Below are 22161 nucleotides of genomic sequence, written 5' to 3'. Positions count from 1 at the left end.
TTATGCAGTCAACAGTCAATACCATCGATATCCAAAATTACCTGCCCCATCGAAAGCCGATGCTTATGGTGGATTCCATCCTGGAACTCACTAATGAGAAGGTGAAAACCGTTTTCGAGATTAAAGCAGACAATGTTTTTGTTGCGGATGATGCTTTCGCCGAGGTCGGGTTAATTGAAAATGCCGCTCAAACGTGTTCCTCAATCGTAGGGCAATCCTTTTTTTTAGACGAGGAGGATCAGGTAAAAGACGGTATTGAAGTGATAGGTTTTATCAGTGGGATAAAAAAAATGAAAGTGTTTGCGTTGCCTCAAGTGGGCAGCAGCATCACTACCAATGCGGTTTTGCATTCCCGTTTTGATACGGATGAGTACTGCATTTGTACCATGATATGCAGTACGTATTGCAATGATATTTTGCTTTTCGAAGCCGAAATAAATTTATTCATACAGGAGAAACGATAAATGAAGAAGGAAGAAGTACCACAGGACAACAGCAACCTTTCATCCAATAACATGAAAGAGTTGTGCTATGCCACCGACGAAAACGGCAATTACACCACCGCATTAAGTACCGGCTGGGAGCCCAAAACCATTGCGTTGGAAAATTCCATTCAGGATATTAACGAACGCATTGAAGCGGCAAAAGCAGGAGTGAAAAACGGGACGTTGAGTCCGATTGTCTATTTTATGGAAGTGCATAAGATGGACTGGATGACGCTTTCGGGCTATGTGGGAATGTGGACCTGGCGTGTAAAACGACACGGAAAGCCTTCGGTATTTAAAAAAATGAGTGATAAAATGTTAGCGAAATATGCCGAAGCTTTTGAAATTTCGGTGGAGGAGCTAAAAAATTATAAAGGAGCGTAATGGAAACTACTTTTGTTCATCATCAGTCGGCGCATTGTGAGAACGGGGTTGCTTCCAATTTGCTGAAGCACCACGGAATAAACATCAGCGAACCCATGGTTTTCGGTATCGGTTCCGGACTGTTCTTTTTCTATTTGCCCCTACTTAAGGTAAATCATGCTCCGGCAATCAGTTACAGACCAATGCCTGGTTTTATCTTCAATAAAGCCGCGAAACGATTGGGGATTAAGGTAAAACGCGTTAAGTTTTCCAATCCGCAATCGGCACAAAAAGCCTTGGAAGACAATCTTAACAATAATATACCGTCGGGATTACAGGTGGGTGTTTATAACCTGACTTATTTCCCGGACGAATACCGTTTTCATTTCAATGCCCACAATCTGGTGGTGTACGGAAAAAACAACGATACGTTTTTAATCAGCGATCCGGTAATGGAAACTGTTACCACGCTAACCGAAAAGGAATTGGAAAAAGTACGTTTTGCCAAAGGCGCATTGGCACCGAAAGGGCAAATGTACTATCCGGTTGAAATCCCAACAGAGATAGACTGGGAATCCGCAATAAAAAAAGGAATAAAAAATACGTGCACCGATATGTTGGCGCCAGTTCCAATTGTAGGGGTGGCGGCCATGCGTTTTCTTGCCAAAAGTATCCGAAAATGGCCTGCTAAAAAAGGCGTGAAAGTAGCCAATCATTATTTGGCTCAAATGGTGCGCATGCAGGAAGAAATTGGTACCGGCGGTGGCGGCTTCCGATTCATTTATGCGGCTTTTCTTCAGGAAGCTTCGGTTATTCTGAAAAATGAAAAACTGGCAGCACTTTCCCAGGAAATGACCGCAATCGGTGATTTATGGCGCGATTTTGCCGTAAATGCCGCTCGTATTTACAAAAACCGAAGCAATCAAAACGACGTGTACAACAGTCTGGCCGATGAATTGTTAAAGTTGGCCGATTTGGAAGAAGCTTTTTTCAAAAAACTAAAAAAGGCCATTTGATCCAATGAGCGAACCGATAATCCATATAGCCGAACTTTATAAAAAGTATAAAGATGCCGACGATTTTTCAGTCAACAACCTGAGTCTGTTCATTGAAAAAAACGAGATCTTTGGGCTATTGGGACCCAACGGTGCCGGAAAAACCACGTTGATTTCCATGTTGTGCGGATTGGTGAAACCCACTTCGGGTAAATTTACGATCAGCGGACTTTCCTACGATAAAAATGCCACGCAAATAAAAAAAACGATTGGGGTTGTGCCTCAGGAGTATGCGCTGTATCCCACACTGACGGCGCGTGAAAACCTTCGTTACTTCGGAAGCATGTATGGCTTGAAAGGCAAAGAACTGTACCGGAAAGTGGACGAGGCCCTGGAGCATCTCGGGCTTCTAAAGTTTGCCGATAAAAAAATAGAAACGTTCTCGGGCGGAATGAAACGCCGTGTGAACCTGATTGCCGGTATTTTGCACCAGCCTTCGGTTTTGTTTTTGGACGAACCCACAGTAGGCGTGGATGTACAGTCCAAAAACGTAATCATCGACTATCTGAAAGAACTGAATTCTAAAGGAACAACCATCATTTATACGTCCCATCATTTAACGGAAGCACAGGATTTCTGTACCAAAATTGCCATTATCGATCGCGGAAAAATTTACGCAGAAGGCACTCCGGAAGGGCTGATTCATAAAACACCACACGCCCATAATCTGGAAGACGTGTTCATTTCATTAACCGGTAAAGAACTACGCGATGATGTATAAGTTTTTAATGTCGGTCTATAAAGAAATACTCTTGCTGAAAAGGGATTTCGGCGGCTTGGTTATCCTTTTTGTGATGCCCTTGGTGCTGATTATAACCATTACCCTGATTCAGGACAGTACGTTCAAGTCGGTTACTGAAAGCCGTATTCCGATTCTGTTGGTTGATAACGATAACGGCAACATATCCAAAACCGTTAAGGAGAATTTAAACGAAAGCGGTTCTTTCGAAATCGTAACCAAAATAGATGGAAACACTGTAACGGAAGCAACAGCAAAAGAAGCGGTTTTTAAAGGAAAATACCAATTAGCCATTGTCATCCCCGAAAAATTAAGTGCCGATTTACAACTCAAAGTAAATCAGAATGTGGAAAAGATCGTCAGCCAGTTCGGTCTGGAGGACACGATTTCCGTTAAAAAGGAGAATCCGGTTGTGAAATCCAAAGAAGTGAAACTCTATTTCGATCCGGCTACCCAACTTACGTTTAAAAACGCAGTGAAAAGTGCTATCGATAAAATGATTTCACAAATTGAAACCCAATCCATTTACAGTACGTTTCAGGATCAGCTGGGTGAAGGTGACGAACCTATTTTCGAACAGGAAAGTTTCATTACCTTCAAAGAAATCGTTCCCAAAGTAAACGACAAAGAAATCCTTCCCAATTCGGTACAGCACAACGTTCCGGCTTGGGCATTGTTCGCCATATTTTTCATTGTGGTGCCGCTTTCCATCAATATCGTTAAGGAAAAAGGGCAGGGCACGCAAATCCGATTGATTACCAATCCGGTGCCGTATGCCGTAATCATTGCGGGGAAAACAGCAACTTATTTGTTGATTTGCATGATACAGTTTTTCCTGATGGTGGCTGTGGGCGTATACCTCTTCCCGTATTTGGGATTACCAGTGCTGGAAGTCGAAGGAAAACTGATACTGATGAGCATCGTGGCCCTATTCTCCGGATTAGCCGCTATCGGATTCGGAATACTATTGGGAACCATTGCTAAGACACAGGAACAGTCGGCACCTTTCGGAGCCACGTCTGTAGTTATTTTAGCGGCCATCGGAGGCGTTTGGGTACCTGTTTTCGCCATGCCGAAAATCATGCAATACGTGTCCCACATTTCACCGATGAACTGGGGGCTGAATGCTTTTTACGATGTGCTGCTGCGCAACGGAGGCATAGTCGAAATCCTTCCCGAGATTAATTTATTACTTTTGTTTTTTATAATTACAATAACCATTGCAATCGGCTATGATAAAAAGAAAAGAGCAGTATAACGAAGTCGCGGAACTTACGGTTGCCAAAGAGATTCGTGTTCGTTTTAATGAAACCGATCCGTTGGGTATTGTTTGGCACGGCTATTACATTACGTATTTCGAAGACGGCCGTGAAGCGTTCGGTCGCGAACATGGCATTTCCTATTTGGACGTAAACAAATACGGGTATACAACGCCAATCGTGAAATCCACTTGCGAACATAAATTGTCGTTGCGCTATGGGGATGTGGCCCGAATTGAAACGACTATCGTGGATTCTCCGGCTGCCAAAATGATTTTCAGGTATAAGATTTACGATGCGAACAATGAAATAGCCTGTACGGGAGAAACCGTTCAGGTATTTGTGGATGAAACAGGAACCTTGTCGTTGAATTTTCCGCCTTTTTTCGAAGAATGGAAGCGTAAAGTAGGCTTGTTAAAATAAGAAGCGAAAGGCTTGGGTATGTTTGCGAACGCAATTCCCGCCATCCGCTATATCTTTTTCTTGAAAAAAGAAAAAGGATACCGCTACTGTCGGGGCTAAAGAGGAAACTGTTAGCATATCAGGAAACAAAAAAATGAAAAAAAACGTTTACATAACCGATACCAATTGCGTCACGCCTTTAGGTTTTGATGTGACCTCTAACTGGGAAGCCTTGCTGAAAGGACAGTCCGGTATTGGGTTGCATGATAAACTGGGAATGCTGGAGTCGTTTTATGCCTCAGTAATCGATTCGGAACAACTGAATACCGCTTTTGCCGGAATTTCCGGGGAAAGTCATTTTACCAAATTAGAAAAAATGCTGATTTTGGCTTTGGCGCCAATTATCAGTCAACATAAAATTACCAACAGAACGGCTTTTGTGTTTTCCACTACGAAAGGAAACATCAGTCTGTTGGAAAATGAAAATTGCGAAATCGAAGCGGCTCATTTATCGGCTTTGGCCAAAAAAATAAGCACTTTTTTCGGATTCACTACCGAACCCATTGTGGTTTCCAATGCCTGCGTGTCGGGTATTTTGGCGATTGCGGTGGCTAAAAGAATGCTACAGTCGGGTGTTTACGACAACGCCTTTGTGGTTGCTGGAGATGAGGTTTCGGAATTTGTTTTGTCCGGATTCAATTCGTTTCAGGCGATGAGTCAAGCACCTTGTAAACCGTATGATAAGGACAGAAACGGGGTGACTTTAGGGGAAGCCGCCGCAGCAGTTTACATGACGTCCCATTCGGATGAGGTTCAAAATGGTGACATGAAAATTTTGGGCGACGGAGCGATCAATGATGCGAACCACATTTCGGGGCCTTCAAGAACAGGCGAAGGTTTGTTTAGAAGTATTGAAAGTGCTTTTAAGGAGTCGGGTTTGGAGCCTGAAAAATTGTCCTATATTTCGGCACACGGAACGGCAACGTTGTATAATGACGAGATGGAAGCCGTTGCTTTCAACCGATTGGGTTTGCAAAAAGTTCCCGTGAACAGTCTGAAAGGCTTTTACGGACATACTTTGGGCGCCTCAGGTTTATTGGAAACGGTAATTGCCATTGAAAGTGCCCGAAAAAACCAGTTGATCGGATCCAAAGGATTTTCAGAAATGGGGGTGACACAGTCAATTGAAGTGATAAAAGAACATACGGAAAACGAAATCAATTACTTCCTGAAAACAGCTTCCGGTTTCGGCGGTTGTAATACGGCAGTTTTATTTGAAAAAGTACGTTAATTTTGGAGGCAAATAAGTACATATCACAGTATTGCGTAATCGAGAACAATTCGGTTGCCATCAATGGGGAACCGCAGTTTGCATTGGAAAACGGTTCCTTTTCGGAATTTGCCAAAGCGGCGTATAAACATTTCGGTATCGATTATCCGAAGTTTTTCAAAATGGATAATCTGAGCAAGTTGGCTTTTCTGACTTCCGAAATTATTCTGAAAGAAGTTGTAAATCCCGCAGAAGAAAATGATATTGCGTTGGTTTTCGCCAATCAGTCGTCCAGTTTGGATACCGATGCGAAGTACCAAAGCTCGATTGCCGATGAAACTGCGTATTTTCCCAGTCCGTCGGTGTTTGTGTATACGTTGCCGAACATCTGTATTGGAGAAATCTGTATCAAACACAAGTTGCAATCGGAAAACGCTTTTTTTGTTTTTGGGGAGTTCAATGCAGCGTTTATGAGTAACTACGCCAACCTGCTTCTGGAAACGAACAAGGCAGAAAAAGTCCTATGCGGATGGGTGGAATATTACAATGAAAAATTCAAAGCCGTTGTTTATCTGGTGGAAAAACAAGGGAAATTAGAACATAACGAACAAACAGTTAATACATTATACACTAAATAATCATGGAAGCATTAAAGCAGGAATTAAAATCAAAAATCATTGAAGTTTTAAACTTAGAAGACATTGCAGTTGAGGATATTAACGATAACGATGCCCTTTTTGGTGATGGTTTAGGATTGGATTCTATCGATGCATTGGAATTGATCGTGTTGTTGGATAAAGATTACGGAATCAAATTGACCGATCCGAAAGAAGGAAAATCAATTTTCGTATCTATTGAAACCATGGCGAATTACATTGCTGCAAACAGAACAAAATAAATTCAGAATTTAGAGGTTAGAATTGTGGATAAAGATTTAAAAGTAAGAACAAAAGTCTTTTCATTACAAATATTAGATATTGTTGATTTACTTCCTATTACCATTTCTGCAAGAGTGATATGTCATCAATTAGCCAAGTCAGGAACGTCAGTTGGCGCTAATTACTGAGCGTCGCTAAGGTCTAGAAGCGATAATGAATTTGTTTCTAAAATGAATATTGTTTTAGAAGAATCAGATGAAAGTTTGTTTTGGCCTGAAACTATTAAAGAGAAAAAGTGGATTAATGATGTAACAGTTGATAGTGCCTTGAAAGAAGCAAATGAATTGACTGCTATATTTGTAGCCATATTAAAAAACACAAAGTTACGAATGAATACGAAGTAGTTTCTAACTTCAAATTTCTAACTTCAAATTTCTAACTTATGAAAGTAGCGATAACCGGAATGGGAATAATTTCTTCGATTGGAAACAATGTCGAAGAAAATTATCATGCGTTAGTACACGGTAATACGGGAATTTCTGTCATTGAAAACTTTGAAACGGTACACAAAGACGTTATCAAAGTGGGAGAAATTAAACTGACGAACCAACAGTTAGCGCAACAACTCGGTATTGGGCACGATAATGATTTCAGCAGAACGGCAATGCTTGGCGCTATAGCAGCACAGCAGGCGGTTGAAAATGCCGGTATTCAAAACATGAACGATTGCCGATCCGGTTTGATTTCCGCTACCAGTGTGGGCGGGATGGACATGACGGAAAAGTATTATTACGAGTATTTTGAAAACGAGGCCTGCAGAAAATACATTACCAGTCACGATGCCGGAGATTCCAGTCATAAAATCGCGGAACACATTGGACTGAAAGGGTTTGTAACCACGGTAAGTACCGCCTGTTCTTCCGCGGCCAATGCCATTATGTTGGGCGCCCGAATGATTCAGTCCGGACAATTGGATCGCGTGGTTGTGGGCGGAACCGATGGCTTGGCCAAATTCACGATTAACGGATTCAAAACCCTGATGATTTTATCGGACAGCTACAACAAACCTTTTGACAACAATCGTAAAGGATTGAATTTAGGGGAAGCCGCCGCTTTTTTGGTTTTGGAATCCGACGCAATCGTTCAGAAAGAGAACCGAAAAGTCTTGGCGTATGTTTCCGGTTTCGGAAATGCAAACGATGCGTTCCATCAGACCGCTTCTTCCGAAAATGGCGAAGGTGCTTTCCTGGCGATGCAAAAAGCCTTGAAAACAGCCAGCCTGAAACCGTCAGACATTGATTATATCAACGCTCACGGAACAGCAACCCCGAACAACGATTTGTCGGAAGGCCGTGCGATTCTTCGGATTTTCGAAGCCAACGTACCGGAATTCAGTTCGACAAAAGCGTTCACGGGGCATACTTTGGCCGCCGCAGCCGCCATTGAAGCGGTCTACAGCGTTTTGGCCTTACAGCATAATGTCATCTTCCCGAATCTGAATTTCGAAACGCCCATGGCCGAATTCGACCTGATTCCGCAAACGACTTTGAAAGAAAAAACGATGCATCACGTATTGTCCAATTCGTTTGGATTTGGAGGCAATTGTTCAACCGTAATATTTTCGAAAAACTAATGAAGAAGTGCTATATCAATGGAGTGGGGTGTATTTCGACCCAAAATACGTTTGACACGGAATTTCTGTCGGAAGTCGCAATTAATACAACGGAAAATGTACTTTTTGCCAACCAGCCTTCCTATAAAGAATTTATCCCGCCAGCGGCCATCCGTCGTATGGCTAAAGGAGTGAAAATGGGGATTGCCGCATCCACAAAAGCCCTGGAAGAAGCCAATGTGGAAATACCGGACGCCATCATTACCGGAACCGGAATGGGCTGTGTGGAAGATTCTGAAAAATTTCTACAGGCGATTCTGGACAATAACGAAGAGTTTTTGACACCAACATCATTTATACAATCCACTCACAATACCGTGGGAGGTCAGATTGCTTTAGGATTACAGTGTAAAGGCTATAATTTTACCTATGTGAACGGCGCGGTTTCTTTTGAGACGGCTTTGTTGGATGCGAAAATGCAGGTTGAAAATGAGGAAGCCAATGCCGTTTTGGTTGGCGGAATCGATGAAACTTCAAAACACACGCTTGAGTTGTTCAAACTGGTGAATTTAATTAAAAAGGAAGAAGACCAACCGTATTCTGTTTTGCAGCCGAATTCGAAAGGAATCGTTTTCAGTGAAGGCGCGAGTTTCTTTGTGCTGGAAAATCAGAAAAAGGAGAGTTCGTATGCTTCCATCCAGGCAGTTTCGACGATTAGTGCTCTGGAAATGGATGAGGTTCAAAATTACATCGAAGCTTTCCTAGCCTCCAATAATTTAAAAAAGTCCGATATCGATGCTGTGGTTTTAGGAAACAACGGCGATGTTGAATTTGACGGCTATTACGCGATTTCAGATTCCATATTCAAAGAAACGCCTCAGGTGTATTACAAGCATTTAAGCGGCGAATACAATACTGCTTCTTCTTTTGGTTTTTGGGTTGCTTCCAATATCATTAAGAACCAACAACTTCCGGAGGTAGTGAGCCTAAATAAATTACACAAGGAAAGTTATAAAACCGTATTGTTGTACAACCAATACCGCGGAAAAGATCATAGTTTAATCGTACTCAAAAAATGCTAAAACATAAAAATACACTTCTTTTTTGTGTTGCTGTTTTGGTTATTCTGTCTTTTACAAGCTTCTTTTTTGAAGTGAAATGGTGGAGTTTCCTGCTGCTTTTTTTGTTTTGGTTAACGATGACGGTCTGGGGTTCTTCCGATATCCGATTGGGGTATTTTGTGAAAACCCATTGCAACAATCCGAATGAAAAGGAGCGGAAAATAGCGCTTTCCTTTGATGACGGTCCGCATCCGATAACCGAAAAAGTGTTGGATGTACTCCAAAAATACGATGTGAAGGCGACGTTCTTCTGCATCGGTAAACAAATCGAAAAACATCCGGAAATCTTTAAAAGAATTCTTGCCGAAGGACACTTAGTTGGAAATCACAGTTATTCGCATACCAACAAATTTGGCATTTTTTCCACCCAAAAGGTAATAGAGGAAATTCAACGTACAAATGATATCATTCATACTGTTTCGGGAAAGAAAGTAGTGTACTTCCGACCGCCATTTGGGGTTACCAATCCGAATATCGCCAGAGCCGTCACCCATACCGGCCACCACGTAATCGGATGGAACAACCGTTCGCTGGATACGGTTATTGAAGACGAAAATAAAATTCTGAAAAGAGTAAAAAACAGGGTCGCTCCCGGCGGAATTGTGTTGTTACACGACACTTCCCAAAAAACGGTGAACGTTTTGGAACAGTTATTGCTATTTTTGCAGTCAGAAAACTATGATGTGGTTCCCATCGACAAATTGATAAACCTTCCGGCCTATGAAACGTAACGTTTTTTTAGTGTTTCTTTTTATGATGAGTCTGACCTTTTTTGCACAAGAGCAAAAAATGTCGGCTTCAGAAATTGCTGTTTTTAAAGCTACAGTGGAAAAAGAAACGAAGACCATAAAATCACTCAAAACCGATTTTATCCAATACAAACACCTGGATTTCCTGTCGAAAGACATCGAAACTTCCGGCAAAATGTACTTCAAACAACCCAATTTACTGAACTGGCAATACACGAAACCGTATCAGTACAGTATCGTTTTTAAAAACAACAAAGTGTATATTAACGATCAGGGCAACAAAAGCACCGTGGATGCCAAAAGCAAAATGTTTGAAAAAATCAACAAACTGATTGTAGGCAGTGTGAGCGGAAACATGTTTGATGATAAGGAATTTTCGATTGCCTATTTCAAAAACAAGGATTCGTATATCGCAAAACTGACTCCGAAAACAGCAACAATCAAGAAATACATCAATCAGGTGGATTTGTATTTTCCGATGAATGACGCTACGGTGTCACAGGTCAAACTGATTGAACCTTCGGGCGATTTTACTCGCATCGTATTCAAAAACAAACAGCTTAATGTTAAAGTCGATGACTCGTTTTTTACTAATTAGCGTACTGTCGATCCTTTTTTTTTCGTGTAAATCCTATCAGATAGCAAACGCGGTTAAAAAAGAAGTTCCGGTATCCGACTATAAAAACCCGTATTTTTCGAATCCCGAAATTGATTATGTCTACAAAGCGCATATTGAAGTGTACGGAAACCAACTAAGCGGCCTTTTTATTGCGAAAAGAATTAACGATACGTTGCACCGGGTTGTTTTTACGACCGATTTCGGTAATAAATTATTGGATTTCGAGTTGTCTGAAAAAGAGTTGAAGGTAAATTACATCATGGAGGATTTAGACCGGAAAATGATCGTCAATACCCTGCGCGATGATTTTCGGCTGCTTTTAAAAACCAATCATAAGGTTCAGGAAGTTTTTGAAAATGAGGAATACGTGATTTATAAATTGGCCGACGCAAAACGATTCAATTATTTTTACGAAAGCAAAAAGGATAACCAACTGATAAAGTTAGTCAATGCTTCAAAAAGGAAGGAAAAGGTTATCTTCGAATTTGAATCAAAAAACAGTACTTTTGCCAAGTACATTACGATTCAGCATAAAAACATTAAATTAAAAATAGAGTTAAATCAAATCAGTAATTAATAAAACCAGTACATAAAAAAATCGATTGTTGTAGCAGTACTATGCTTCTTCGGACTAACACAGATGAATGCTCAGGTATCTTTCAGACCGGGAGTGAAAGCAGGTTTAAACGTGTCGCATTTCACACAAACGAACAGAACAGACGAAAAATTTAATTCAAAAACCGATTTTTACGCGGGTGTATTTGGCGCTTTGAAACTGACTAAAGTTTATACGTTGCAACCCGAATTGGTGTATACAAGACAAGGAGCTGAAAGAGAGTATTTTGATCAAGATAATAGAAGACGTACAGAGGATTTGGATGTTTCGTATTTGTCTATTGGTGTTGCCAACAAATTCACCTTTAAGAGTTTTAACTTTCAGGTAGGTCCAACCATCGATATTAAAGTGAATGATTCGCATAAAGAGATTGCTCCCAATAGTGGCAATCCAAGCTATTATGAATTCAATAACAACCCGTATACCGGAATTGATTTTGCCTTTTTCGCTGGAGTTGGTTACGATTTTACTAAAAACTTCGGTGTTGAAGCCCGAATTAAAAAAGGAATTATTCCGGTTAACGACAGTTGGGATTACGATGAGAATTACACCAATGTTGTTTTCCAGGTTGGAGCTACTTATACCTTTGACATAAAATAATACGGTATGAACACGATGTTACTAAAGGATTTTTACACGGTTGATAAACTCGAAAATGTTTCTGAAGGAAAATATACTGCGGTTATTACACTCAATAACCAACACGATATTTTTAAAGGACATTTTCCCGGAAATCCGGTAACGCCCGGCGTTTGTATGATGCAGATAATCAAAGAACTTTCACAGCAGATTGTTGGGAGTTCTTTGTTTATGATAAGTTCTTCGAATGTGAAATTCATGGCGCTTATCAATCCGGAAGTCAATCCGACACTGAAACTGGAATTGGAAATTTCAGGCGATCTGGACTCCGAAATAAAAGTGAAAAACACTACTGTTTTTGAGGAAACCGTGGCGTTGAAACTGACCAATACCTATAAAAAAGCGTAGTTTTGAAAACCTTGTTTTCCATAGTAGTTTCTTTTCTTTTCTTAGCCGCTCAGGAATTGCCTGACGTTAGGGAACGCTACCATTCGGCTTCAAAAACAAAGCAGAATGCGGAACAGTTTTATCAGTTGGTTGCAAAATACAATGGGGACAACAAAACTGTATTGGCTTATAAAGGAGCGGGAATTTCATTGAAATCAAAATTTGAGCCGGACAGAAAACTAAAACGGGATTTTTTTATCGAAGGCGTGAAGTTGGTTGAAAATGCCGTGAAAAAGGAACCCAATAATGTCGAAATCCGCCTAATCCGTCTGAGTATTCAGGAAAACACTCCGAAGTTACTAAAGTACAAAGCCAATATCGACGAAGATAAAAAGGTAATTGTAACGGCCTACGAAAAGCAATCGGGCGATTTGAAGGAAATCATCCAGCGTTACGTCAAACAATCCAAAGTTTTTACCGACAAAGAGAAGCAACTGATCTTGAAATAACACACTATGTACCCAAATCAATCCATCAGCGAGCGAATTGACAATCTGAGATTGTGTGTTATTATCCCGACCTATAATAATCACAAAACACTGCGCCGCGTTATCGACGGGGTTTTGAAATATACCCAAAATGTAATCGTGGTCAATGACGGTTCTACCGATACGACCAAAGACATTCTGGACTCCTATCCGAATGTAACCCAGCTGCATATTGCCAAAAACCAGGGAAAAGGAAATGCCTTGCGCGAAGGGTTTAAAAAAGCAAAAGCACTAGAATTTCAGTACGCCATTACGATTGATTCCGACGGACAACATTTTCCGGAGGACATTCCTGTTTTTCTGAATCATTTGGAAGCTTCCGAAAAAGACATCCTGTTGATTGGCAACCGAAACATGAATCAGGACGGAATCCCCAAAAAAAGCAGTTTCGGAAACAAGTTTTCCAATTTCTGGTTTTGGTTTGAAACCGGAATTACCTTAGAAGATACGCAATCCGGTTACCGACTGTATCCGTTACATGCGATTCCGAATCGTTTTTTTACCAAAAAATTTGAATTTGAAATCGAAGTCATTGTTCGCACCGCCTGGAATGGCGTGGAAGTGAAGAATGTCCCTATCAATATCCTATACGATCCCAACGAACGCGTAACCCATTTCCGTCCGTTTAAGGATTTTACCCGAATCAGTATTCTCAATACGATTTTGGTGCTAATCACCCTTTTATACATCAAGCCAAGAAACTTTTTCAGAAGTTTCAAAAAAAAAAGCATTAAAGATTTTATAAAAGAAGACATTCTTGAAAGTTCCGATTCCAATACCATAAAAGCACTTTCCATAGCTCTGGGCGTTTTTATTGGAATTGCTCCCTTTTGGGGATTTCAAACGGCAATTGTTATTTTTCTGGCCGTGGTCTTGCGGTGGAATAAGGTGTTGGCTTTTGCTTTTTCTAATGTGAGCATTCCGCCCATGATTCCGTTTATCATTTTCGGATCTTTAAAATTAGGAAGTTTTTTTGTGGAGGATACCGCAAAATTCAGTCTGGACACCCCGGTATCACTGGATCATATTAAGGTTCATGTGACCCAGTACATCATCGGAAGTTTTGTTTTAGCAACTGTTGCGGCAATTCTTTTCGGAGTTGGAAGTTATTTATTACTTTCGCTTTCGAAAAAATCAAGAGAATAAATGCACCACTATTTCATTAGAATTCATCGTTTTGTCCAGCAAAATAAGCTGTTTTCAATTGGAATAGCCTTGGCGTTTTTATTGGGCTTTGGTTTTTTTGCTTCTAAAATCAAGTTCGAGGAAGACATTACCCGCATTATTCCTAAAAATGACAAAGCCGATGTTACTGCAAAAGTGCTACAACAACTCAATTTTTCCGATAAAATCACGGTTATTATTGAAAAAGACAAGAACGGAACGGTAGACGATCTGTCGGAAACCGCTACCGTTTTTCTGGACAGTATCGCTTCCTGCAACGCCTATGTCAAAGACATTCAGGGAAAAGTTGAAGACGAAAACATTCAGGAGACTTTTGACTTTGTGTACAACAACCTTCCTTTGTTTTTAGAGGATGCCGATTATGCTCAAATAGAACAAAAACTCAGCAAAGACAGTATTGCCGTACAGGTGGAGCAAAACTACAGAACGTTGATTTCACCCACTGGAATTGTAGCCAAAGATTTTATCCTGAACGATCCTTTGGGCATTTCGTTCATTGCGTTGAAGAAATTGCAACAGTTGAGTGTGGGCGATGAATTTCAGCTTAAAAATGGGTTTCTGGTGACAAAAGACGAATCCAAATTATTGCTGTTCATCAACCCGAAATTAAGCGGAAGCGAGACTGAAAAAAACACGATTTTCGTTGATAAGCTAACCCATATAAAAGAAAATTTAAACGCTCAGTTTAAAGGAAAAGCAAAGGTTGATTATTTTGGTGCGTCTTTAATTGCAGTAGCCAATGCGAAGCAAATCAAACACGACATCATCACCACCATTTTAGTGTCTTTGGGAACACTGATGCTGATCTTAATCGTATTCTACAGGAAAATACTTATTCCGGTCATCATTTTTATTCCAACCATTTTCGGAGTGTTGTTTGCGATTGCCTGTCTGTATTTCATTAAAACAACCATTTCCGCTATCTCATTGAGTGTGGGCGCGGTACTTCTTGGGGTAACCATCGATTATTCGCTGCACATCCTCACGCATTATAAAAACAACAGCGATCTGAAAACGCTGTACAAAGACATCACCATGCCGCTGATTATGAGCAGCACGACTACCGCTCTGGCGTTTTTGTGTCTGCTGTTTGTCAATTCCGAGGCCTTGAAGGATTTGGGGATTTTTGCGGCGATTAGTGTGGTCGTTTCGGCCTTATTTTCCCTATTGATTATTCCGCATTTGTACCAACCGAAAGCAGGTGATGAAAACCGGAAAACGGTTTTGGATAAAGCGGCCGGTTTTTCATTCGAACGCAACAAATTTTTGATTATATCCAGTGTGATCCTGATTGTGGTCAGCTTTTTTACCTTCGGAAAAGTAAAGTTCAATAACAACCTTTCGGAACTGAATTTTGTGCCGACCGAAATTAAAAATGCCGAAGCCAAATTGGAAAGCACAACCAATCTGACGTCAAAATCAATTTATCTGGCTTCGTACGGCACTTCGATGGAAGCGGTTTTGGAACAGAATAATGCGCTTTTCGGAAAATTGTCCGCCAAAAAAGACAAGAACGAAATCCTGAATTTCAGTTCGCTGGGCGGTATCGTACTTCCTAAAACCGCACAACAGCAAAAAATCCACAAGTGGAATTCGTTCTGGACACCGGAAAGGAAAGCCGCTGTTCAAAATAGTCTGGTTTCCAGTGGAAGCGCCATCGGTTTCAAACCCCAATCGCATCAACGGTTTTATGATTTGCTTCAAACAAGCTTCAAGCCGATTGGTTTTGAGGAATATGCCAAAGTGAAAGCCTTTTTTCTTGACGAATTTGTTTCGGAGAAAGACGGTTTTTATACGATTTCATCGGTGGTAAAAGTCTCCAACGCACAACGAGATATTTTTGTGGATAAAATAGGTTCGGAAATCGATGTCATTGCCATTGACCGCCAGCAGATGAACGAAACCTTTTTAGGCAAACTGCGTGATGACTTCAACGACCTGATCAACTATTCGTTTGTGGCAGTAATTCTGGTTTTATTTGTGTTCTTCAGACGCATGGAGCTGGTTATCATCAGTACGATTCCTATTGTAATTACCGGAATTGTGACCGCGGGTGTCATGGGGATTTTCGATATCCAACTCAATATTTTCAGTACGATTGTCTGTACGTTGATTTTCGGTCATGGGGTCGATTTCAGTATTTTCATGACCAGCGCACTGCAAAAAGAATATACCACGGGCAAGAATGAAATGCCTACGTACCGAACGTCAATTATCTTAGCCGCGTTAACCACGATTCTGGCTATCGGAGCTTTGATTTTTGCGGAACATCCGGCCTTGAAATCGATTTCTTCCGTTTCTTTAATCGGGGTTTTTGCCGCGTTGCTTATTACCTTTATTTTCTATCCGATTCTGTTTAAAATCTGCATTTTCAATAGGGTCAAAAAGGGGAAATCACCCATATCGCTGCGATTGCTGCTTCATTCCACATTGTCATTCATTTATTACGGTCTGGGCGGATTCTTGCTTTCTTTAACCGGGCAGTTGGTGATGAAAATTGTTCCGTTGAACAGGGAAGTGAAAATGATGTGGTTCCGACGAACGATGTCGAAATTCATGAAATCGGTGTTGTATACCAATCCGTTTGTCAAAAAACAGATTATCAATACGAACGGTGAAAAATTTGAGAAAGCTTCCGTAATCATTTCCAATCACACGTCGTTTTTGGATACTCTTGCGGTGGGCATGTTAAGTCCTAAAATCATTTTTCTGGTGAACGATTGGGTGTATAATTCACCCGTTTTCGGTAGAGCGGTAAAATTGGCCGGATTTTATCCCGTTTCGCAAGGCGTGGAAGGCAGCGTGGAACATTTGAGGGATAAAGTGGAGCAAGGTTTTTCGTTAATGGTTTTTCCCGAGGGTTCGCGTTCGGAAGACGGCAACATTCAGCGTTTTCACAAAGGGGCTTTTTATCTGGCGGAACATTTTAACCTGGATGTTTTACCGGTGTACATTCACGGGAATTCAGACGCTTTACCAAAAGGAGATCATATTATTTATGATGAAAACATTTCGGTGGTTATCGGGAAACGCATTGCTGCGGAAGATGCTTCTTTCGGAACAAATTATTCGGAGCGTACCAAAAGCATAAACAAGTTTTTCCGCGAGGAATTTGCTTCGTTGCGTAAGGAATTGGAAGGGGAGAATTATTTCAGAAAGAAATTGCTGCTGAGTTATTTATACAAAGAACAGGAGATTATCAAACAGGTGAAATCCGATTTTGAACAGAAAAAAGCGTTGTATTTCAGGCTGAATGCGGTTATAAAAGAAGAGGCGAAAATTCTGCACCTCGCTGATGATTACGGACAATTGGATGTTTTGTTAGCGTTACAACAACCGAAACGTAAAATTTACAGTTGGTTGGATAACGAAGAGAAAAGAGCCGTAGCTTCCACGAATTACCTGCTGAAAAAACGAAAAATCGCGTACCTGAATTCGCTTTCCGAAGACTTGCAGAAAACCGATACGCTTTTGGTTTCGGATCAGCATTTCGATTTTGAAAAGCATCCGGAAATTGCGGGAATTGTAAAACAAATCGTTTTAATTAATAATTTTGAGTGGAAAAGCCATTTTGTAAGTCTTGGTTTTGAAGTGAGTACGGAAGAGAAGGACTTAGTGGTTTTAAAGAAATAAAAGGTGAATAAAAAATACGACATAGTAATTATCGGTAGCGGTTTGGGCGGTTTGGTATCGGCTATTCTTCTTGCTAAAGAAGGCAAAAGCGTTTGTGTGCTGGAGAAAAACAACCAATACGGCGGCAACCTGCAGACGTTTGTGCGCGATAAAACCATTTTTGATACCGGAATACACTATATCGGAGGATTGGCTGAAGGACAAAACCTGTATAAATATTTCAGTTACATCGGCATTATGGATCGGCTAAAGCTGAAAAAAATGAACGAAGACGCTTTCGATGTCATTTCCTTTGATGATGATGCCACCGAATACCCGCACGCACAAGGTTATGAGAATTTCATCAAACAGTTGGCGGTTCATTTCCCGGAAGAAGAAGCCACGATTCGGAAATATTGCGAAAAGCTGATTTACACCTGTGATTCGTTTCCGTTGTACAACCTCAAACAGGGGGAAGGCTATCAAAGCGAGATTTTGTCCATCAACGCCAAAGAATATCTTGACGAATTGACCGATAACGAGAAGTTAAAAGCGGTTCTGGCCGGTTCCAATTTTTTGTATGCCGGAATTGCCGACAAAACACCGTTCTATGTCCATGCATTATCCGTGAACTCTTATATCCAGAGCTCCTGGCGTTGTATCAACGGAGGCAGTCAGATTACAAAATTGCTGATTAAGGAACTAAGAAAATACGGCGGAGAGGTTTACAAGCGACGAGAAGTGGTCGGATTCGGATTTGAAGACGAAAAACTGGTTTCGGTTAAAACGAAAAACGGAGAAGAGTATTTTGGAAATCTTTTCATTTCGAACATTGAACCCAAGACCACACTGAAAATGATTGGCGAAGACAAATTCCGAAAATCGTATTTCAGTCGGATTCAGAGTCTGGAAGTATTGCCTTCCGCTTTTAGTCTGTACCTGGTTTTTAAACCGAATACCTTCAAATATTTGAATCATAATTATTATCATTTCAGGGAAAGTACAAGAGTATGGAATGCGAATGAATATACCCAATCGTCCTGGCCGGAAGCCTATATGGCCTCGATGAATATTTCCGACGAGAACCAGATTTGGGCCGAAAGTCTAACGGCAATCACCTATTTGAAATTCGAGGAGTTTGAAGCCTGGGCAGCCACGCACAATACCGTTTCGGAAAAAGGGGACCGAGGCGCATCGTATGAAAAATACAAAGCCGAAAAAGCGGAAGCCTTTCTGTCTGAAATTGAGAAGAAGTTTCCGGGAATCCGCGATTGTATTCAGTCCATGCACACATCAACTCCTTTGTCTTACCGTGATTATATCGGCGGACACAACGGAAATCTGTACGGTTACATCAAAGATTCCAACAATCCGATGAAAACGTTCATTTCACCAAAAACAAAATTGGAGAACCTGTACCTGACCGGTCAGAGTATCAACATGCACGGTGTTTTGGGAGTGACTATCGGCGCAGTGGTTACCTGTTCCGAAATTTTAGGAAAAGACTATCTTATCAATAAAATAAACAGTGAATTAGAGCAGTAAGTATGGTGCGGAGCATTCAAATAGCGGTTCTTACCGGAATTTTATTTTCCATGATTTCCTGTGGGGTTTCGAAATCCATTCGACACCAGCCACAACTGGAAGGATACAATCAGGAGCAACCCGTTGTTGTAAAACATTCCGACACCCTTTTTTCTTCGGGCTCGAATTACCTCATTAAGAACAAACAACAGCTTTGGGAATTGTATGTTTCGGGCGACGCGTTGCAAAGAGGGTTGCTTATGGGCAGTCTTTCGGAGCCACTGGTAAAAAAGCAGGAGCGTGTCTTCTTTTCCAAAATCCAGGAGATTATTCCGTCGAAGTTCAAACTGCAGTTGCTGCGCCAATTTCTGAAATGGTACAACCGCAAACTGTATCTTCATGTTCCGGAAGAATACCAAACCGAAATTTACGGTATTTCGCAATATGCTTCCGACGATTTTAATTTTGTAGCCCCCAGATATTTGCGAACCCTTTACCTTCACGGGTCCCACGATATCGGGCATGCTTTACAGGATTTGGCGTTGGTAGGTTGTTCCTCTTTAGCGGTTTGGGGTGATAAGTCGGATGACGGGGAATTGCTGATTGGCCGGAATTTCGATTTTTATGCCGGGGATGAATTCGCTCAGGATAAAATAGTGGCTTTCATAACTCCGGAAAAAGGACATCCGTTCATGACCGTTACCTGGGGAGGGATGATTGGCGCCGTTTCGGGTATGAACAAAGAAGGTTTGACGGTAACGATTAATGCCGGAAAATCGGAAATCCCTTTTGTTGCTAAAACCCCGATTGCCATTGTAGCGCGGGAAATTTTACAATATGCTTCCACTATTGAGGAAGCGGTGGCAATAGCGAAAAAGCGACCTGTTTTTGTTTCCGAATCCATTATGATAGGCAGTGCCAAAGACAAAAAAGCGGTTTTGATTGAAGTCTCACCGGAAAAATTCGGGGTCTTTGACGTGCAGAACAGCAACCAACTGGTGTGTTCCAATCATTTTCAAAGCGAAGTTTATCAGTCGGATGAACGCAATCAGCTGCATATTCAGGAAAGCCATTCCAAATATCGTTTTGACAGAATGCACGAATTGTTGGCAGAGAAGGATCGGATGAACCCGGTCAAGATTGCTGAAATTCTGCGAAATAAAGAGGGATTGAACGAGGAGCATATCGGTTTCGGGAACGAAAAGTCACTGAACCAGCTGTTGGCCCATCACAGTGTTATTTTCAAACCGGAAAGCCGTATGGCCTGGGTTTCTTCCAATCCCTATCAGTTAGGTGAGTTCGTGGCCTATGACCTGAACAGGATTTTCAGTAAGAAAGAAAATCATCTTGTAGCTTTAGGCACAGATGCGCTGAACATTCCGAAAGATGATTTTTCAGAAACGGACGTGTTTAAGAATTATGAACACTACCGCATTCAGGACAGAATCATTGATAAAGCGATAACGAAAAAAGAGAAATTGGATGTGGATTTTGTGAAAGCTTATCAGGCTCTGAATCCGAATCTTTGGATCGTGTATTATAAAGCCGGCAAGTATTATTACGAAAACGGATGGTACAAAGCGGCCGAAGCGGAATTCCAAAAAGCATTAACCAAAGAAATAACCACCGTTCCGGATAGGATTCGAATCGAAGCATATCTTGAAAAAATAAACCGAAAACGCAAATGATACCGGCAATAGAAAAGGCTCCTTTAGAGGAAATAAAAAAATTTCAGGAAGCAAAACTGAAAGAAACGCTGGTATATTTAAGTGAAAACTCACCATACTACAAAGCGCTTTTTGCGAAAGAGAATATTGATATTACGGCCATACAAACACTGGAAGATCTGCAACAGCTTCCCGTTACCACCAAAACCAACCTTCAGGAAAATAACGATGATTTCTTTTGCGTTCCGATGCATAAGATTGTTGATTATGCCACCACTTCGGGAACCTTAGGCAATCCGGTGACTTTCGGGTTAACCGATGGCGATTTGGAGCGTCTGGCCTATAATGAAGCCATTTCGTTCGCGTGTTCCGGAATTCAGCAAGGCGACGTAGTACAGCTGATGACCACGATGGATCGCCGATTCATGGCAGGATTGGCGTATTTTTTAGGGCTTCGTAAATTGGGTGCAGGAGTGATTCGTGTGGGCGCCGGGATTCCGGAGCTGCAATGGGATTCGATTTTGAAATACAATCCGAAATATTTAATTACCGTTCCGTCCTTTTTACTGAAAATGATAGAATACGCCGAAAATAACAACATCAATTATAACGCTTCGAGCGTGAAAGGGGTAATCTGCATCGGAGAGGCTTTGCGAAATCAGGATTTTTCACCCTCGGTCTTGGCCAAAAAAATTACCGATAAATGGGATATACAGTTGTTTTCAACGTATGCTTCCACCGAAATGAGTACCGCTTTTAACGAATGCGGCCATTTTCAGGGCGGACACCATCATCCGGAATTAATCATCACCGAAATTCTGGATGACAATAATCAGCCCGTAGCAGCTGGGGAAAGCGGCGAATTAACGATTACCACACTTGGTGTGGAAGCTTTACCGTTGCTGCGTTTCAAAACGGGTGACATCGTCAGGCTGCATTCGGAACCTTGTTTGTGCGGCAGAACTACCGTTCGTGTCGGTCCCGTTGTAGGCAGAAAGCAACACATGATAAAATATAAGGGTACTACCCTGTACCCGCCGGCGATGCACGACCTGCTAACCTTTTTCGAAGGCGTACAGGGCCATTTGATTGAAATTTCGACAAATGACCTGGGTACGGATGAGATTCTGATTAAAATCGCTTCCAACGAACCCACGGAAGAATTACTCGATCATATCAAGGATCATTTCAGGGCAAAATTAAGAGTTACACCAAAAGTTGAATTTATTGCGCAAGATATCCTAAATAAGATTATATTTGCACCGATGAGTCGTAAGCCTGTAACTTTTATAGACAAGCGAATCTGAATTTTGGGGATGTAGCTCAGTTGGCTAGAGTGCTTGACTGGCAGTCAAGAGGTCGTGGGTTCGAGCCCCATCTTCTCCACAGTAAAAAACCGCAGCAGTAACAGTTGCGGTTTTTGTTGTTTTTAAATGTACGGTGGTTGCACGGTACTTTTTTATTTTTCAGAAAAGGAGTTTTTACACACAA

General features: G+C 41.3%; 22 protein-coding genes, 1 tRNA gene and 1 pseudogene. All 24 read left to right on the top strand.

What is annotated here, in order from left to right:
* Positions 1-2: 2 nt before the first annotated feature.
* The 24 genes and pseudogenes from BLQ05_RS03170 (at position 3) to BLQ05_RS03055 (ending at position 22056) form a co-directional block, all read left to right on the top strand.
* The gene (locus BLQ05_RS03170) at positions 3-464 is read left to right on the top strand and encodes a hotdog family protein (RefSeq protein WP_035653994.1); all 462 of its coding nucleotides are present in this window, start codon (positions 3-5) and stop codon (positions 462-464) included.
* Positions 465-869, top strand: coding sequence for a flexirubin biosynthesis protein DarG (gene DarG / locus BLQ05_RS03165; protein WP_035653993.1), 405 nt, complete (start codon positions 465-467; stop codon positions 867-869).
* The gene (gene darH, locus BLQ05_RS03160) at positions 869-1864 is read left to right on the top strand and encodes a BtrH-related acyltransferase DarH (RefSeq protein ID WP_023575679.1); all 996 of its coding nucleotides are present in this window, start codon (positions 869-871) and stop codon (positions 1862-1864) included. Before DarG ends, darH begins: the two co-directional genes overlap by 1 nt.
* Before the next feature lie 4 nt (positions 1865-1868).
* Entirely contained in the window at positions 1869-2624 is a 756-nt protein-coding gene (locus BLQ05_RS03155; protein WP_023575678.1) for an ABC transporter ATP-binding protein, read from the top strand.
* Positions 2614-3900: an ABC transporter permease gene (locus tag BLQ05_RS03150; RefSeq protein ID WP_081711835.1), complete on the top strand. Its 1287-nt coding sequence runs from the start codon at positions 2614-2616 to the stop codon at positions 3898-3900. Before BLQ05_RS03155 ends, BLQ05_RS03150 begins: the two co-directional genes overlap by 11 nt.
* Positions 3875-4324 carry an acyl-CoA thioesterase gene (locus BLQ05_RS03145; RefSeq protein ID WP_035653991.1) on the top strand — a complete coding sequence of 150 codons (450 nt, stop codon included), beginning with the start codon at positions 3875-3877 and terminating at the stop codon, positions 4322-4324. The genes BLQ05_RS03150 and BLQ05_RS03145 overlap by 26 nt, the downstream gene beginning before the upstream one ends.
* Before the next feature lie 133 nt (positions 4325-4457).
* Positions 4458-5594 carry a beta-ketoacyl synthase N-terminal-like domain-containing protein gene (locus BLQ05_RS03140; RefSeq protein WP_023575675.1) on the top strand — a complete coding sequence of 379 codons (1137 nt, stop codon included), beginning with the start codon at positions 4458-4460 and terminating at the stop codon, positions 5592-5594.
* 2 nt (positions 5595-5596) lie between these two features.
* Entirely contained in the window at positions 5597-6211 is a 615-nt protein-coding gene (locus tag BLQ05_RS03135) for a hypothetical protein (RefSeq protein WP_023575674.1), read from the top strand.
* A 2-nt stretch (positions 6212-6213) separates the two neighbouring features.
* Positions 6214-6471 carry a phosphopantetheine-binding protein gene (locus tag BLQ05_RS03130; RefSeq protein ID WP_023575673.1) on the top strand — a complete coding sequence of 86 codons (258 nt, stop codon included), beginning with the start codon at positions 6214-6216 and terminating at the stop codon, positions 6469-6471.
* 189 nt (positions 6472-6660) lie between these two features.
* A pseudogene (locus tag BLQ05_RS13860) lies at positions 6661-6855 on the top strand (four helix bundle protein); the annotation flags it as partial.
* 38 nt (positions 6856-6893) lie between these two features.
* Positions 6894-8084 (top strand): beta-ketoacyl-[acyl-carrier-protein] synthase family protein, encoded by a 1191-nt coding sequence (locus BLQ05_RS03120; protein ID WP_023575671.1) that lies wholly within the window; start codon positions 6894-6896, stop codon positions 8082-8084.
* A complete protein-coding gene (locus BLQ05_RS03115) occupies positions 8084-9145 on the top strand; it encodes a beta-ketoacyl synthase N-terminal-like domain-containing protein (RefSeq protein ID WP_035654086.1) in 1062 nt (353 codons plus the stop codon). The genes BLQ05_RS03120 and BLQ05_RS03115 overlap by 1 nt, the downstream gene beginning before the upstream one ends.
* On the top strand, positions 9139-9915 hold the full coding sequence (locus BLQ05_RS03110; RefSeq protein ID WP_035653989.1) for a polysaccharide deacetylase family protein: 777 nt from the start codon (positions 9139-9141) through the stop codon (positions 9913-9915). Before BLQ05_RS03115 ends, BLQ05_RS03110 begins: the two co-directional genes overlap by 7 nt.
* Entirely contained in the window at positions 9905-10531 is a 627-nt protein-coding gene (lolA2, locus tag BLQ05_RS03105; protein WP_035653987.1) for a flexirubin biosynthesis/transport protein LolA2, read from the top strand. The genes BLQ05_RS03110 and lolA2 overlap by 11 nt, the downstream gene beginning before the upstream one ends.
* Complete coding sequence (lolB2, locus tag BLQ05_RS03100) at positions 10509-11129, top strand: flexirubin biosynthesis protein LolB2 (RefSeq protein WP_238321132.1); 621 nt, start codon at positions 10509-10511, stop codon at positions 11127-11129. Before lolA2 ends, lolB2 begins: the two co-directional genes overlap by 23 nt.
* A gap of 12 nt (positions 11130-11141) precedes the next feature.
* A complete protein-coding gene (locus tag BLQ05_RS03095) occupies positions 11142-11768 on the top strand; it encodes a porin family protein (RefSeq protein WP_035653984.1) in 627 nt (208 codons plus the stop codon).
* Positions 11769-11783: 15 nt separating this feature from the next.
* Positions 11784-12155, top strand: coding sequence for an ApeI family dehydratase (locus BLQ05_RS03090; protein ID WP_035654084.1), 372 nt, complete (start codon positions 11784-11786; stop codon positions 12153-12155).
* A gap of 2 nt (positions 12156-12157) precedes the next feature.
* Entirely contained in the window at positions 12158-12643 is a 486-nt protein-coding gene (locus BLQ05_RS03085) for a hypothetical protein (protein WP_023575665.1), read from the top strand.
* A gap of 6 nt (positions 12644-12649) precedes the next feature.
* Positions 12650-13828: a DUF2062 domain-containing protein gene (locus BLQ05_RS03080; RefSeq protein WP_023575664.1), complete on the top strand. Its 1179-nt coding sequence runs from the start codon at positions 12650-12652 to the stop codon at positions 13826-13828.
* Positions 13829-17500: an MMPL family transporter gene (locus BLQ05_RS03075; protein ID WP_023575663.1), complete on the top strand. Its 3672-nt coding sequence runs from the start codon at positions 13829-13831 to the stop codon at positions 17498-17500.
* 3 nt (positions 17501-17503) lie between these two features.
* Complete coding sequence (locus tag BLQ05_RS13695; protein ID WP_023575662.1) at positions 17504-19024, top strand: phytoene desaturase family protein; 1521 nt, start codon at positions 17504-17506, stop codon at positions 19022-19024.
* A 2-nt stretch (positions 19025-19026) separates the two neighbouring features.
* Positions 19027-20691: a C45 family autoproteolytic acyltransferase/hydrolase gene (locus BLQ05_RS03065; protein ID WP_023575661.1), complete on the top strand. Its 1665-nt coding sequence runs from the start codon at positions 19027-19029 to the stop codon at positions 20689-20691.
* Positions 20688-21977, top strand: coding sequence for a flexirubin biosynthesis putative acyl-CoA ligase FlxY (flxY, locus tag BLQ05_RS03060; protein WP_035653982.1), 1290 nt, complete (start codon positions 20688-20690; stop codon positions 21975-21977). Before BLQ05_RS03065 ends, flxY begins: the two co-directional genes overlap by 4 nt.
* A 5-nt stretch (positions 21978-21982) precedes the next feature.
* Positions 21983-22056 (top strand) — tRNA-Ala (locus BLQ05_RS03055).
* Positions 22057-22161 lie beyond the last annotated feature (105 nt).

This window comes from Flavobacterium saliperosum, assembly GCF_900100625.1.
GTDB classification, from domain to species: domain Bacteria; phylum Bacteroidota; class Bacteroidia; order Flavobacteriales; family Flavobacteriaceae; genus Flavobacterium; species Flavobacterium saliperosum.
Note: the sequence above shows the minus strand (reverse complement) of the source record. Positions and strands in the feature narration are given on the sequence as shown.

Coding starts and splice junctions, on each gene's coding strand:
- lolA2 (WP_035653987.1), top strand. CDS start 9,905: ATGAAACGTAACGTTTTTTTAGTGTTTCTTTTTATGATGAGTCTGACC.
- darH (WP_023575679.1), top strand. CDS start 869: ATGGAAACTACTTTTGTTCATCATCAGTCGGCGCATTGTGAGAACGGG.
- BLQ05_RS03170 (WP_035653994.1), top strand. CDS start 3: ATGCAGTCAACAGTCAATACCATCGATATCCAAAATTACCTGCCCCAT.
- BLQ05_RS03155 (WP_023575678.1), top strand. CDS start 1,869: ATGAGCGAACCGATAATCCATATAGCCGAACTTTATAAAAAGTATAAA.
- BLQ05_RS03115 (WP_035654086.1), top strand. CDS start 8,084: ATGAAGAAGTGCTATATCAATGGAGTGGGGTGTATTTCGACCCAAAAT.
- BLQ05_RS03120 (WP_023575671.1), top strand. CDS start 6,894: ATGAAAGTAGCGATAACCGGAATGGGAATAATTTCTTCGATTGGAAAC.
- BLQ05_RS03140 (WP_023575675.1), top strand. CDS start 4,458: ATGAAAAAAAACGTTTACATAACCGATACCAATTGCGTCACGCCTTTA.
- BLQ05_RS03150 (WP_081711835.1), top strand. CDS start 2,614: ATGATGTATAAGTTTTTAATGTCGGTCTATAAAGAAATACTCTTGCTG.
- BLQ05_RS03075 (WP_023575663.1), top strand. CDS start 13,829: ATGCACCACTATTTCATTAGAATTCATCGTTTTGTCCAGCAAAATAAG.
- lolB2 (WP_238321132.1), top strand. CDS start 10,509: ATGACTCGTTTTTTACTAATTAGCGTACTGTCGATCCTTTTTTTTTCG.
- BLQ05_RS03090 (WP_035654084.1), top strand. CDS start 11,784: ATGTTACTAAAGGATTTTTACACGGTTGATAAACTCGAAAATGTTTCT.
- BLQ05_RS03110 (WP_035653989.1), top strand. CDS start 9,139: ATGCTAAAACATAAAAATACACTTCTTTTTTGTGTTGCTGTTTTGGTT.
- BLQ05_RS03065 (WP_023575661.1), top strand. CDS start 19,027: ATGGTGCGGAGCATTCAAATAGCGGTTCTTACCGGAATTTTATTTTCC.
- BLQ05_RS03130 (WP_023575673.1), top strand. CDS start 6,214: ATGGAAGCATTAAAGCAGGAATTAAAATCAAAAATCATTGAAGTTTTA.
- BLQ05_RS03145 (WP_035653991.1), top strand. CDS start 3,875: ATGATAAAAAGAAAAGAGCAGTATAACGAAGTCGCGGAACTTACGGTT.
- flxY (WP_035653982.1), top strand. CDS start 20,688: ATGATACCGGCAATAGAAAAGGCTCCTTTAGAGGAAATAAAAAAATTT.
- BLQ05_RS03080 (WP_023575664.1), top strand. CDS start 12,650: ATGTACCCAAATCAATCCATCAGCGAGCGAATTGACAATCTGAGATTG.
- DarG (WP_035653993.1), top strand. CDS start 465: ATGAAGAAGGAAGAAGTACCACAGGACAACAGCAACCTTTCATCCAAT.